We start from the raw sequence: 13,454 nt of genomic DNA, 5'->3' as shown, positions 1-13,454 counted from the left end.
GCTTTCCTTTGAAAAAGGTAACCATTTTTTATCAAAGACAAAGTAAAGGCGGATTTACTTCGTCTGTTCGGCAATGATAGTATCTTTTTTATATCATTTTGTGAGAGTTGCGTATATTTGAGAGTTAGCAGAAATATTCAGACAACTTAACTATAAACATCATGAAAAAGATTTTACTATTATTATCGCTTTTTACATTTTCATTTAGTTATTCGCAAGATTGGAAGCTTTTATTCGATCAAGAAAATGGAGAATACTATTATAAACCCAACACATACGATACTGCATGGATAAAAATTGTATCAGAAAAAACAAAATATTATCCAAACAAAGCATCTCAAAAAGAGAAAATAGTGGATGGTTATCAAATGGTTCTTTGGAAATTTGATTGTAATTCAAAACAATTGGGAATCATCCAGTCAACGGTATACTCTAAAGACGGGAAAATGCTACAGACTTTTAAACAAAATGAAGTCCTCGTTGAAATGAATTATGTCAATCCAGACTCAGTTGGCGAAGGATTGCTTAACCAATTTTGTGAATCAGAATAAAATACTCCTGCTAACAGCGGTTTAGCGCTATGGCTGGTTTTATTTTTCTAAGCCGGAAATTACTAAAAGGTTAATTCCATATATTTACACTTAAACCGTGAAAAGTCGCCACAGCGCCAAGCCGCGGAACGTTAACTGCAAGTTTACCGCAGAATCAAGAATATAGAAAACAACAAATATGAAATTAGAATACAACTTAAATGAAAACGATTTTTTGCAACATCAGTTATATACTGCATCAAAAACAGAAAGAATAAAAATGCAAAGAAGAAAAAGTTGGTTATTTGTAACTTTAACATTCTTCATTTTAAGTCTGTTGTTTTTAAAAAAAGAAGAAAAAGTAACTTTCTATAGTTTTTTAATAGTTGGATTTATTACTTTAATATTTTATCCATTTTATCTTCGAAATCATTATAGAAATCATTATCAAAAATTTATTAAAGACACCTATAAAAACAGATTCGGTGAAAATGCAAAAATTGAGTTATTAGAAAGTGAATTTTTAACTAATGATTCTAATTCTGAAACCAAATTAAAATATTCAGCATTCGAAGAATTTAATGAAATTGAAAATTACTTTTTTCTAAAATTGAAAACTGGTGGAAGTTTAATAATACCTAAATTAAAAGTTGGGAATTTAAAAGAATTGAAAGTTGAACTCAATAATATTGCGGAAAATTATAATGTTAAACAAAATATTGAATTGGATTGGAAATGGAAATGAAAAATTAATTCAACAAATATTTAAAACAAAACCAGCGGTTAACAGGCGTTTGGCGAGATTGCGAATTTTGTAGTAAATTCATGTTCACATTTCGCAAGAAATTTTATCTTTAACAGAAAATAAAAAGTTCCGAACCTCGCAACCATCGCCAAGCGCCGGGACGTTAACTGTCATATTACCTAAAAAAACCGCTAAAAAAGAAATTGAAAAAGAGAATACTATTAATCATAACATTTTTTGCCTGTATAAATCTTTATTCGCAAAATACTTACGTCTTTTTTGGTTCATTTAATCATGACAAAACAACTGAAGGAATTTATGTTTATCAATTAGACACAATTCACGGAAAATTATCAAAAATAACAACTGTAAAAGGCTTTATAAATCCATCGTTTCTAACTTTATCGCCAAACGAAAAGTATCTTTTCGCGTGTACAGAAAGTAAAACTCCAAATGCTGGAAGTGTAAGCAGTTTTGAGTTTAACCCAGAAAATAAATCACTGACATTTATAAACAGTCAGAAAAGTGGTGGAGAAAATCCAGTTTATGTAGCGGTTCACAAAAGTGGAAAATGGCTAATTAATGGAAACTATACAGAAGGTAGCGTTTCGGTTTATCCAATTTCTAAAAACGGAACAATAAATCCAATTACTCAAAACTTTCAATTTTCAGAAGGAAGCATAAATCCAGAAAGACAAAATCGTTCACATATTCACTCTACAGTTTTCTCACCAAACTTTGACTATGTTTTTTTGCCTGATTTAGGAGCAGACAAAATTAGATGTTACAAATTTGAAAACGAAAAAAGCGAGCCTCTGCAAATTGCAGAAAAACCATTTACGAAAACAACTTTAGGAAGTGGACCAAGACATTTTACTTTTCATCCAAACGAAAAATTTGCATATTGTATTGAAGAATTAACTGGAACTGTAAATGCTTATAAATATGAAAATGGAAAATTAGATAGTATTCAAAGAATAAATACTCACACAGAAAAATATAAAGAAGATTTTGAAAGTTCTGACATTCACATTTCGCCAGACGGGCGATATTTGTATGCGTCAAATCGTGGGGAAGAAAATAACATTGCCATATTTGCAATTCAAAATGACGGAAAATTAAAAGCAATTGGATATCAATCAACTTTAGGAGAACATCCACGGACATTTACAATCGATGAAACTGGAAAATTTCTTATTGTAACAAACGTAGTAACTGGAAATGTATTTGTGTTTAAACGGAATATTGAAACTGGATTATTGAAAAAAGTTGGTAAAGAACTTAAAATAAAAAACGTTTCTTGTGTACAAATAAAAAGATACTAAGAAACAAATACGGCAGTTAACAGCGGTAGCTGTTGCACAACCCGACAGCACAAACATTAAAGAACAGAAATATGATGAAACAGCTTGCTATTTTAACCGCAATTTTTCTAACAACATTTAACCTGTTCGGACAGACAATCAATTTGGTAAAAAGTGACAGTATAATTTATCCTATTCACAAGGCAAACATTGGAAAAATTGCTTTTATGGGGCAGACTATTCCAATTGAGACTTTCAAACAATCTGATTTTCTTACCTCATTTGATTTTAAAGAGAAAACCGACCTTAACATTCGGGTTTTTTTAGGAAATTCTCTGACAAATTCTCTTCATTTACTTTCATCTCAATCAATTGCTGACGAATTAACTAAAAATGGAAATTATCAATTTACATTCTTTATTGATGACAAAAAGATTTATGCTGAAAATCTAAATGTCGGGGCAGGAAGTGCTGATAGTAAAAATCAAAGAACCGTTTTTAGAATTCCGTTAATAAGTTCAACCAATGAAGATTCTTGGGGCAGATTTCTTTGGAATAGATTTTTAACGAACGGAGGACAAGAAGCATTAACAAATGGGGAACATCTTCTTAAAATTGAAATCAGACCTTACCTAAAACTAACTGAAGTGCTGATTGGTAATATCATTGCCGAAGGACAAATAAAAATCATAGTCCCGGAAATAAAAATCGATGAAAAACTTGTTAAAGTTCAGACCATAAAACCACTTAAAGACTGGCAGATTTCAACAGAGAAAATAAATTCCGCTAAAATTGAAGAACTGAACCGAAAAATCGCAACGCAAACGTATAAAAACATAACAAGTGTTGTCGTAATAAAAGATAAAAAAATCCTAATTGAAGAGTATTTTAACGGCGCAACCAGAAATACGCTTCACGATACAAGGTCAGTTGGAAAATCATTTGCATCCACTATGTTAGGTATCGCAATCAAAGAAGGTTATATAAAAGACGAAACACAAACTTTAAAAGACTTTTACAATCTGAAAACCTTTCAAAATTATTCTTCTTCAAAAGATAGTATTACTTTACAAAGCTTGCTTACAATGAGTTCTCCTTTTGACGGTTCTGATATAAACCAAGATTCACCTGGTCATGAGGAAAATATGTATCCTACAAACAATTGGGTTGACTTCACATTAAACCTCCCAGTTGACAAAACAAAAACAGCTGGCAAGCAGTGGGATTACTTTACTGCCGGCGTTGTCGTTTTGGGCGACGTCATTCACAAATCTGTTCCGGGTGGTTTAGAGAAATATGCTGCCAAAAACTTGTTTCATCCACTTGGCATCACAAAATACAAATGGCAGTTTACTCCTCAAAAAGTAGCTAATACAGCCGGTAGTTTGCAATTAAGTTCGTTAGACTATGCAAAATTTGGGCAATTATACAAAAATCAAGGAGTTTGGAATGGTCAACAAATCCTATCACAAGATTGGGTAGCAAAGAGTTTATCACACCAAATGACAATTTCAGAAAACGAGTATTACGGTTATCTGTTTTGGAATAAAACGTACAAAGTAAATGCCGCTGACTATGAAGTTTACTATTCGAGCGGTAATGGCGGAAATAGAATTTTTATTTTCAAAAACCAGCCTATTGTAATTGTAATTACTTCGACGGCCTATAATACTCCTTATGGAGAAAAACAAGTTGACAAAATTATGCAGGACTATTTAATACCGATAGTATCAAAATTCTAAACCAGCAAAATGGAAGAAAATGAAAATCTGAATATCGAGGAAAAAGAATTTCTCATTTTTTTTATCGAAAAAACAGGGATGTTTATGTCTCAAATAGACAAAAATAATATTGTGAGTTTTCTGACTGGTTATGAAATTGACAAACAAAATAAAAATATAATAACACAGAAAATTAGCGAAATAGTAAGTCGAAAATACAACATTGAGTATAGAAATACTGGTTGGCTTGGTCAAATTTCCAGACTTTCAACTGAATTAGGTTTAGATTGGGTTGCAACTTTTAAACAAATCATTCAAGAAGTTTTAAAAGAATAAAAGCTGTGTCATAACAAGGATTTCGCAAACGTTGGTTTTGAAACCAATAAGCAACAAATAATTTTATATGGACGTACAAGAACAAATCAGAAAATATATTACCAGTCAGCCTGAGCCAAAACAAAGTGACATGCTAGAATTGCACAGTGCCATTCTGCAAGTAATGCCAGCATGTAAATTATGGTTCCTTGATGGTAAAAACAGTGAAAATAAAACTGTATCCAATCCTAATATAGGCTACGGGTTTCAGACTATGAAATATGCTGATGGGACAACTAGAGAGTTTTATCAAATTGGCATGAGTGCAAACACAACCGGAATCTCTGTCTATATCCTTGGCCTCAAAGATAAAACATACTTAGCCCAGACGTACGGAGAAAAACTAGGCAAGGCTAGCGTGAGTGGCTATTGTATTAAATTTAAAACACTAAAAGATATAAATATTAATGTGCTTAAAGCGGCAATACAATATAGAATTGAACATAAATAAAATAGTATTGACAACAAGAGTTTTGCAAAAGTTAGATTTCAAGGCTTTTTTATAAGGTTTTGTATTTGAAATAGCAACCAACCGAAATATAAATCTTCATTTAGTCTCCAACCTCGCGAAGGCACGGAGCATTAACTGCAGTCATCTCAACTTTGTGCATAAAAATGAAAAAATTCAGGATCCTTAATTCCAAAAATGTATTTATAATTACTTTAATGGTAATGGCTTTAACAGTTTTATCCGTTTGGTTCTTTGGTCTTGGAACTCATAGAACCATTATTGAGAATTCGTATTTATCTACAACTATTTTATCCGGAACTTTTCTTCTTTTTATATCAATTGGTCTTTACAAAGGCATAAAACTAAAAGACAATCTTGGAAAAATAACGGATAGATTTGATTCAAAGAAAATAGAGAAACTAAAGGATGTTGTTTTAGATGCCAATTCGGATGTTCCAGACATTGGAGATGGAGTTGTGGGAATAATAATGAGTTTTATTTTCTGGCTTATAGCCGCTTTTATAATCAGTTATTTATTTTGGTTTTTTGGAGCAATTTTATGGATTACAGTTTTGATTTTCATTGCAATGCTTTACTGGATTTTTTTCAGAGCTTTGAGATTGGTATTCAAAAAATCAGCCGAATGTAAAGGTGATTATCTTAAAAGTTTGTTTTATGGTTTCAGCTATACAGTTCTTTACAATTTTTGGATTTATGGGATAATTTTAATGATTCAATATTTTGAAAAGTAGCGTTAGCAGCGGTTTCCAGCAAGTGGTCTTTAGTTAATATCCGAAAGGGTCGGTATTTATGCTCCTCTCCTATTTTTTAAATTTATTCTTTTAATCTTTTCGGTATATTTGTAAGTATCAGTAATAAAGAATCCCCAACTTCATGAAGCCGGAGGAACGTCGTGCAGCATTTATTTCGGATTAAACAATATAAATGAAAAAGAACTTTAAAAATTAAAGATATGATCAAGCCAAAAACACTCTGTTTAATCGGACTGCTTTTTTTCGTTACGAGTTACGTGTTTTTTTCTCAAGTATCTTTGAATGCTCAAAAAAATATCGATTTAGCCCATTGGTTTAATTTGATTGGAGCAGTATTACTAATTTCTTTTAATGATGTATTTCCTAAAAATAAGATTAATTCTGTGGCTTCTGTTTTAACAGCTTTAGGAGTTGTTTCCCATATTGGACTTTGTACCATTGACTTTGTTATGTGGAGTTTTGGAAGTAATGACATTGGCAGAAATGAATTAAGAGAGCAAATAAGCAATACACCATTAATTTTATACCCTTTTGTCATAGTTGGCCCTTCTTTACTATTTCTAGGTCTTGTAACCCATGCTTTGAATTTTATCAAATCAAATCCAATAAGTTCGCTAATGGTCATAATAGGCGGGCCTTTTGTTGGGCTTTCCTATTTTATCTGGAATAATGGCATTTTAATGTTGCTAAGTTGTGTTGTCTTTGCATCTGGATTAGTGCTGCTTTTATACAGAAAAGAAACAAAAAATTTAGAAATAGAACCAATCAATAATCGGATTTGAAATTTTTTTTTTGGCTAACTTTAAACAGAAAGAAGAAAAATACCATCCCAAAATAAAAAGAGAGAATGCATGTCAAAATCACTCCTCTAAATTCTAACACCGGTTTGTTACGCTTGTCTGCTACGTTTGGGTCTTCACCAAAAAGCACTATCTTTAACAGAAAGAAATTATTATTGGTTGATGATAAAATTAATTTTCATCACACTATAGATCATGCTACGGAATCCAATTCAGAATTGCATTATCAAAAAAATCAATCTTATGGATAAGATACAGGAAATATCCGGATTAATACCGACTCAAATTGCATGGGTAGTAAAAGATGTAGAAAAATCAAAAAACTTCTTTCAGAAAATGCTTGGCGTTGCCAATTTCAGTCCGACATTTACGACTCGTTTTAAAGAGTATGACGGAACTTATTATGGAGAACCATCCGATGCGGAAAATCTTGTCGCAATGACTTATTCTGGAGGGACGTTTATTGAACTCATTCAACCCCTTTCCGGGAAGAGTATTTTTAAGGATTATATAGACAATAATCCAACGGGCGGAGTTCAACATATTGCCTACAGCACTCCAGTTGCAAATTTGGATAAAGTAATTTCCGACTTTGAAAATAATGGTTTCACTGTTGTCAGCAGTTTCGATACACCTATTGCTAAAATTGTATTTTTTGACACAAGAAATGAGATTGGTGTCTTTACCGAAATAATGGGAATTACCGAAGAAGGTGAAGCTGCAGTTGAGAAAATGAAAATTGAAATGGAGTAATTCTAAATAGTGATTTACAACCAAAGGTTAAACCAACACTTCGTAATTTGAGCATTAAGATTGCGTGTAATTCAATAAATTATCTAACATTAAAGATCAAAAACGATGTTTACAACAGAACAAATCAAGGCAGCTCACAGCAAAGTAAGATCCGGAGCTGACTTTCCAAACTACATTCAGGAAATTAAAACACTTGGTGTTACTGCTTTTGAAACTTGGGTAAAAGACAGTCACACAGACTATTCAGGTGCCAATAATTTTCAAACAGCATCAAAATCAATGTATGAAGATTTGATAATTAGCAATTCAAGCGACAAAGCCAAATTTGAGCATTACCTGAAAATTCATCAGCAAGGAGAAACCGATTATTTCACTTTCTGCAAGCATTGTGCTGAAACAGGGATTGAAAAATGGTTTGTTAGCCTCGACAAAATGACTTGTACTTACTACGACAAGGCAGGAAACAAAATTTTAGAAGAACAAATACCGCAATAAAAAGAATACAACAGTCGTTTTATTTGCGTCTTCAGGATTCGCTGTCACTCGAGTTAAGTAAAATATTTTCAAACCAAGAAACCCTGCATAAATGAAAAAATCAAACTATATTTTATTCTTCCTACTAAGCTTTTATTTTATAACCGGTTGTGAAAAATCAAAAAAAGAAACTGCATCCAAAACAGCAGAACAAAACTATATCTTTTTCCTTCATAATAAATTCGCCGAAGAAAATGATTTAAATATTGAGCATCCTGAATATGGAAAAGTCGAATATGCAGAAATTATAAAAGCTTTTAAGAAAGACGGATTTGTAGTTTTAAGTGAAAAGAGAAAGAGGAATACAGACACAGAAAATTATGCAAAAAAGATAGTCTCACAAATTGATAGTTTATTAAAAAAAGGAATAAAACCAAACCACATTACAGTAGTCGGAACTTCCAAAGGCGGCTATATTGCACAATATGTTTCAACATTCATTGCAAATCCAAAACTGAACTTTGTTTTTATCGGTTGCTATCAAGATACTGATTGTGAAAATTATCCTGAAATAAATTTTTGCGGCAATATCCTGACTATTTATGAAAAATCAGATTTGTATGGCGTTTCGGCAATTAAAAGAAAAAAGACTTCGAAACTAAAAATAAATAAATTTAGAGAAATCGAATTAAATACAAATCTAAAACACGGTTTCCTTTTTAAACCGCTAAAAGAATGGATTGAACCAACTAAAATGTGGGCAAAAAGAAATTATGATTTAAAATAAAAAATTTAAATGTCTCAATCAGGATATATTGCAATTGAATTAATGATTAATAAGTTTTCGGAATTTATTGAATGGCTATTTGAAGGAAAAAAGAAAACTGAACTAGGCAGATTAACCGAACTGAATTCAACCTTGATCAACCTATTTAATTTTTCAATTTTTGATGTTTCTGAAAAGCCATTAGCCGAGTTAAAAGTCAAATTCGAAAAAATAGATTCCCATAGACTAGAAGATATTATTTCTTCACTTTTCAATGCTTCAATTTCCAAAAACGATAATGAAATGTTTAAAAGATTAAATTCCAATATAAAACTAAATGAAAGAATTATGGAATTGATTTTGTTAGCAGAAGATACATTTCATAAATTATCAATTGAATCGTGCAATATTAAAAATTCTATACAGCATAAATTATATGCTACTGCTGGCTGATTGATTTATGCATTGCCTTTATAGTAGTTTATTTCGCCTGCTCCCTATCACTCTGACTAAACAATAGGTTTTAAGGAAAACATCAACACAAACTTCCCTTCTTCTAAAAGAAATTTTCTTTCCAACTTTTCGATATATTTGTAATCATCAGTGACGAAATCATAAGGATATCAAATACTGTAGCTTAATAAATTTAGATAATCAATGAAAAGTACACCTATTTCGCTGTTATTATTCCTTCTGACAGCATACACAGTAGCATCACAAACAGTCACTGCGAACAAACCAGCAGACTATATTTATGCATCAGATGGCACAAAATTGTTTGCCAAGGTTTCTGGTAAAGGGCCTGTTTGTATCTTCGTTCATGGTGGGCCCGGTATGTGGAGTAAATCATTTGAAGTTCTGAAAGGTAATAATCTTGAAAAGAAACTTTCAATGGTTTATTATGACCAAAGAGGTTCTGGCAGATCTGACGCTTCGGTTTCAAAAAACTATTCTATCGACAGAATGATTGAAGACATTGAAGACATTAGACGTTCTTTGGGAGTTGAAAAAGTGTATCTTATGTCGCATTCCTTCGGAGGGATTATTGCGGCTAACTATGCCAAAAAATTCCCCGAACATCTCAATGGATTGATATTATTAAACTCCACCTTGTGCGTAAACAATTCTATTGAAGGACAAATAAAATACATCAATGGATTGCTCAACACCAATTTTACCATTACAAACAGCAATGAAATTTTTCCTGTTTTTTCAAAGGCAAAAAATAAACTTTCGGAAAAAGGATTGGAATACACATTGCTGTCTGAGAGCAAAAAAACGGTAGCATTATTAGACAGCATTGATCGGGAAAAACCCAACAATAATGACTTTGGCAGGAATGTGTGGAAAATTGAAGAATATATTCATGACTTCAGACCAATGACAGCAGCTATTTCCATACCTGTTCTAGTGATTACTGGTAAAAAAGATTATGCCATTGGCGTAGACCATTATAAACTATTTGAGTTTCCTAACCAAAAAACGGTGCGTATAGATGGAGGACATGTTTTGTACTATGAAAGAAACAAAGAATTCACACAAGCTGTGTTTTCATTTATTGAGTCACAACAAATTCAAAATAAATAGGATAAGACTGCAGCCAACATCGGTTTGTTTAGATAATTTAACTGGGATTTAACGGTAACCGTAAACAACATTAAAATATTGATAAATGATAAAAAGAATAATAGTAATTTTAGCAATTGTGACATCATTCGGTTTTGGTTTCACATTCAATTCAATTTTGACTAAACAAACAAAAATGAAAAAAGTAACAGGTATTGGAGGCATTTTTTTCAAATGCAAAGACCCTAACAAAATGAGAGAATGGTATAAAACACATCTTGGTTTAAACACTAACGAGTATGGAGCTACTTTTGAATGGAGAGAAGCGTCAGACTCAACCAAAAAAGGCGCTACACAATGGAGTCCGTTTGCTGAAAAAACAAAATATTTTGAACCTTCCACAAAAGACTTTATGATTAACTACAGAGTTGCTGATTTGGAAGCGCTGGTGGAAGAACTGAAAAAAGAAGGAGTGACCATAGTTGACAAAATAGAAACTTATGATTACGGAAAGTTTGTTCACATTGTTGACCTGGAAGGAAATAAAATTGAATTGTGGGAACCAACCGAATAATATCCAATACGTATTTTTCTTCTTTAATTATAACGTTTCCTTTTTACTTTTCTGTATAATAGCAATATCAGCTATTCCGATATAGAAAAAATAAAGTTAAATCTCCCCTAACGGGAAAGAATAACGCTAAAATACGAGGTATGAACACTTCCAACACACACAATGAGCGCATTGCCAAAATGACCTTTGCTTCGGTCTATCCCATGTATATCACAAAAGTGGAGAAGAAAGGCCGGACAAAAGAAGAATTACACCAGGTCATAACATGGTTAACAGGATTCAATAACGAAAAACTGCAGGAACTAATACAGGAAAAGGTAACTTTTGAAACATTCTTTCAGCATGCCACACTAAATCCCAATGCACATCTCATCACGGGAGTCATTTGTGGATATCGGATAGAAGAAATCGAGAATCCTTTGACCCAACAGGTTCGGTATCTGGATAAATTGGTTGACGAGTTAGCTAAAGGCAGAAAGATGGAGAAGATTTTGCGAAGCTAATAAAGTGTTGAGCACCTTTAAACAAATCAAAAATAATAATGAAAATAAAATCCAAACTATTAGTTCTTTCGTTTTTGGCAATTATCATTGTCAGTTGTGATCCTCCACATTATATCGACTTCGTAAATAATTCGAATTCAATAGTAAAAGTAAAATTAAATTTAAACTCAAAAGTTGAAAGTTACCGTTTAAAAGAAATTGCCACCGGTGATTCAATCGTTTTTAATTTAAAACAAAAAGATACTGCAAATATCCATTTTGGAATTGGGAGTTGGTCCGATGCCAAAATTGACGAATTAACGAAATCAATAGAAAGTATTGAAATTGATACTCGAGAAATTAAAACCACATATAAAACTAAAAGTTCAATAAAAACTCTTTTGCAAAATAATAGACACGGAGCTTTTTTTAAAAGTAAGATAGAAATTAAAATTCAATAAAGTAACCTAGAAAATATGACTGAAAAATTCACTTTAACTGGTGGAGCAAGAATTGGAATGGCAAATGCAACTTTTCCTTTTGCAGATTTATTCGTTAACAAAGAACTATTAAAAATAAATGCTTCCATTGTTGGTAATTTAGTTTTCCAACCTAAAGATATCATTTCAATACAACCTTATACTTCATTTCCAGTTATTGGAAATGGTATAAAAATTAACCACAGAATTGAAAATTATGCTGCTGAAGTAATTTTCTGGACTTTAAAAAATCCAAATTCTGTAATTAATGAAATTAAAAAGACAGGGTTTTTAGAAAACTTAAATAGTGAAATAAGTGCTGATGACTTAGAAATTCTAAAAAAACAAAACGAAGGCGGATTTCCCTTAAAAAAATCAGTAGGCCTATTTTTTATGATTGTCTGGAATTTACTTTTTCTTTCTGATATTCTGCCTTTTTTCCTGCAAGGCAAAACCGAAGGCTCACCCATTGGAATTGGAATGAATTTAGCCATCGGGATAATTTTTGTAAGTGCTGTTTTAGCTATTGTTTCTGAAAAATTCAGAAGATTAATTTTGAAAGAAAATAGAAATTTTGACGACATAAAAAAGTTCGTTTATTTTATAACATTTATCAGCGGAATACTGTTTATCGTATTTTCAATAGCAAATATCAATAAATAAAAACGGCTTGCTACAGAAGGCTAACTGCTAGCTAAAAAAATCGAAAAAAACTATGACTGAAATAGGAATAATTGGATTGTTATTAATAATTGCGAATGTCGTATTCTCATATAAAGGTTTTTCAAATGGACTTTTATTTGACAGTTACAAATTTGAAGTTGATAAAATTCTAATAAATAAAGACTATAAGAGACTGATAACTTCCGGTTTTTTGCACGTAAGCTGGTCTCATCTTATTTTTAATATGCTAAGTTTATATGCTTTTAGTGGACTTTTGGAATTACAAGTTGGCTGGTTTTATTTCGCTTTAATTTATTTTGCAAGTTTAATTGGTGGTGATTTATTAGCTCTTTATATTCATCGAAATCATGGAGATTATAGTTCAGTAGGTGCTTCAGGAGCTATTTGTGGAATAATCTTCGCATCAATTGCTTTATTTCCTGGACTAGGAATTGGTTTTTTTGGAATTCCATTCTCAATTCCAAGTTGGCTTTATGGGCTTCTTTATGTTGCCTACTCTATTTACGGAATAAAATCTAATAAGGATAATATTGGACATGAAGCTCATCTTGGCGGAGCTCTAATTGGAATGCTAATTGCAATTGCGATTAACCCAAATGCTATAGTTGTAAACTATTTATCTATTTTGATAATATTTATACCAACTTTAATTTTTGTAGTTTTAATAGTTAAAAAACCACACATTCTATTAGTTGATAATTTTTATTTCAAAACACATAAAAAACATTATAACATTGATCATAAATACAATGAACAAAAAGCAAATGAAAAGAAAGAAATCGATAAGATATTAGATAAAATAAGCAGTAAAGGGATAGATAGACTAACCAAAAAAGAAAAAGAAAAACTTGATGAATATTCCAAATAAACCTATTGCTAATCGCAATTTAATTCATCCGTTCACCGTTGCTTAAGTTAAACACAACCGAGTTTTATTTACATCTGAAGAGTCTATGTTTACACATTTATTTTAAAAT

Annotated in this window: 19 protein-coding genes; all 19 read left to right on the top strand. The window is 31.6% G+C overall.

From position 1 onward, the window contains the following. Positions 1 to 161 precede the first annotated feature (161 nt). The 19 genes from ACRDEC_RS11385 to ACRDEC_RS11295 all read left to right on the top strand — a co-directional run bounded on the left by ACRDEC_RS11385 (position 162) and on the right by ACRDEC_RS11295 (position 13,345). The gene (locus tag ACRDEC_RS11385) at positions 162 to 551 is read left to right on the top strand and encodes a surface-adhesin E family protein (RefSeq protein ID WP_431498467.1); all 390 of its coding nucleotides are present in this window, start codon (positions 162 to 164) and stop codon (positions 549 to 551) included. A gap of 178 nt (positions 552 to 729) precedes the next feature. Continuing rightward, on the top strand, positions 730 to 1,275 hold the full coding sequence (locus ACRDEC_RS11380) for a YcxB family protein (RefSeq protein ID WP_431498466.1): 546 nt from the start codon (positions 730 to 732) through the stop codon (positions 1,273 to 1,275). Between the two features lie 203 nt (positions 1,276 to 1,478). Continuing rightward, positions 1,479 to 2,600 carry a lactonase family protein gene (locus ACRDEC_RS11375; RefSeq protein WP_431498465.1) on the top strand — a complete coding sequence of 374 codons (1,122 nt, stop codon included), beginning with the start codon at positions 1,479 to 1,481 and terminating at the stop codon, positions 2,598 to 2,600. A 71-nt stretch (positions 2,601 to 2,671) separates the two neighbouring features. Next, positions 2,672 to 4,321: a serine hydrolase domain-containing protein gene (locus ACRDEC_RS11370; RefSeq protein WP_431498464.1), complete on the top strand. Its 1,650-nt coding sequence runs from the start codon at positions 2,672 to 2,674 to the stop codon at positions 4,319 to 4,321. A gap of 9 nt (positions 4,322 to 4,330) precedes the next feature. Next, entirely contained in the window at positions 4,331 to 4,636 is a 306-nt protein-coding gene (locus ACRDEC_RS11365) for a hypothetical protein (RefSeq protein ID WP_431498463.1), read from the top strand. Between the two features lie 67 nt (positions 4,637 to 4,703). Continuing rightward, complete coding sequence (locus ACRDEC_RS11360) at positions 4,704 to 5,126, top strand: DUF1801 domain-containing protein (RefSeq protein WP_431498462.1); 423 nt, start codon at positions 4,704 to 4,706, stop codon at positions 5,124 to 5,126. 164 nt (positions 5,127 to 5,290) lie between these two features. Continuing rightward, on the top strand, positions 5,291 to 5,878 hold the full coding sequence (locus tag ACRDEC_RS11355) for a hypothetical protein (protein ID WP_431498461.1): 588 nt from the start codon (positions 5,291 to 5,293) through the stop codon (positions 5,876 to 5,878). Between the two features lie 221 nt (positions 5,879 to 6,099). Beyond that, a complete protein-coding gene (locus ACRDEC_RS11350; protein WP_431498460.1) occupies positions 6,100 to 6,681 on the top strand; it encodes a hypothetical protein in 582 nt (193 codons plus the stop codon). 65 nt (positions 6,682 to 6,746) lie between these two features. Next, entirely contained in the window at positions 6,747 to 6,950 is a 204-nt protein-coding gene (locus ACRDEC_RS11345) for a hypothetical protein (protein WP_431498459.1), read from the top strand. After that, positions 6,943 to 7,452: a VOC family protein gene (locus tag ACRDEC_RS11340; RefSeq protein WP_431498458.1), complete on the top strand. Its 510-nt coding sequence runs from the start codon at positions 6,943 to 6,945 to the stop codon at positions 7,450 to 7,452. The genes ACRDEC_RS11345 and ACRDEC_RS11340 overlap by 8 nt, the downstream gene beginning before the upstream one ends. A 105-nt stretch (positions 7,453 to 7,557) precedes the next feature. Then, complete coding sequence (locus ACRDEC_RS11335; protein ID WP_431498457.1) at positions 7,558 to 7,947, top strand: DUF1398 domain-containing protein; 390 nt, start codon at positions 7,558 to 7,560, stop codon at positions 7,945 to 7,947. A gap of 91 nt (positions 7,948 to 8,038) precedes the next feature. Then, positions 8,039 to 8,713 (top strand): alpha/beta hydrolase, encoded by a 675-nt coding sequence (locus tag ACRDEC_RS11330; RefSeq protein ID WP_431498456.1) that lies wholly within the window; start codon positions 8,039 to 8,041, stop codon positions 8,711 to 8,713. 9 nt (positions 8,714 to 8,722) lie between these two features. Beyond that, a complete protein-coding gene (locus tag ACRDEC_RS11325) occupies positions 8,723 to 9,145 on the top strand; it encodes a hypothetical protein (protein WP_431498455.1) in 423 nt (140 codons plus the stop codon). 204 nt (positions 9,146 to 9,349) lie between these two features. Next, positions 9,350 to 10,279 (top strand): alpha/beta fold hydrolase, encoded by a 930-nt coding sequence (locus tag ACRDEC_RS11320; protein WP_431498454.1) that lies wholly within the window; start codon positions 9,350 to 9,352, stop codon positions 10,277 to 10,279. Positions 10,280 to 10,454: 175 nt separating this feature from the next. After that, complete coding sequence (locus ACRDEC_RS11315) at positions 10,455 to 10,832, top strand: VOC family protein (protein ID WP_431498469.1); 378 nt, start codon at positions 10,455 to 10,457, stop codon at positions 10,830 to 10,832. A 140-nt stretch (positions 10,833 to 10,972) separates the two neighbouring features. Next, positions 10,973 to 11,335, top strand: a complete 363-nt coding sequence (locus tag ACRDEC_RS11310) for a DUF2200 domain-containing protein (protein WP_431498453.1) — start codon at positions 10,973 to 10,975, stop codon at positions 11,333 to 11,335. 38 nt (positions 11,336 to 11,373) lie between these two features. Next, on the top strand, positions 11,374 to 11,775 hold the full coding sequence (locus tag ACRDEC_RS11305; protein WP_431498452.1) for a hypothetical protein: 402 nt from the start codon (positions 11,374 to 11,376) through the stop codon (positions 11,773 to 11,775). A gap of 15 nt (positions 11,776 to 11,790) precedes the next feature. Then, entirely contained in the window at positions 11,791 to 12,456 is a 666-nt protein-coding gene (locus tag ACRDEC_RS11300; RefSeq protein WP_431498451.1) for a hypothetical protein, read from the top strand. Positions 12,457 to 12,508: 52 nt separating this feature from the next. After that, positions 12,509 to 13,345 carry a rhomboid family intramembrane serine protease gene (locus tag ACRDEC_RS11295; protein WP_431498450.1) on the top strand — a complete coding sequence of 279 codons (837 nt, stop codon included), beginning with the start codon at positions 12,509 to 12,511 and terminating at the stop codon, positions 13,343 to 13,345. The last annotated feature ends 109 nt before the right edge of the window (positions 13,346 to 13,454 follow it).

It is taken from the genome of Flavobacterium sp., assembly GCF_050696275.1.
Classification (GTDB): domain Bacteria; phylum Bacteroidota; class Bacteroidia; order Flavobacteriales; family Flavobacteriaceae; genus Flavobacterium.
The sequence above is the reverse complement of the archived record's forward strand: the minus strand, read 5'-3'. Positions and strand labels throughout refer to the sequence as shown.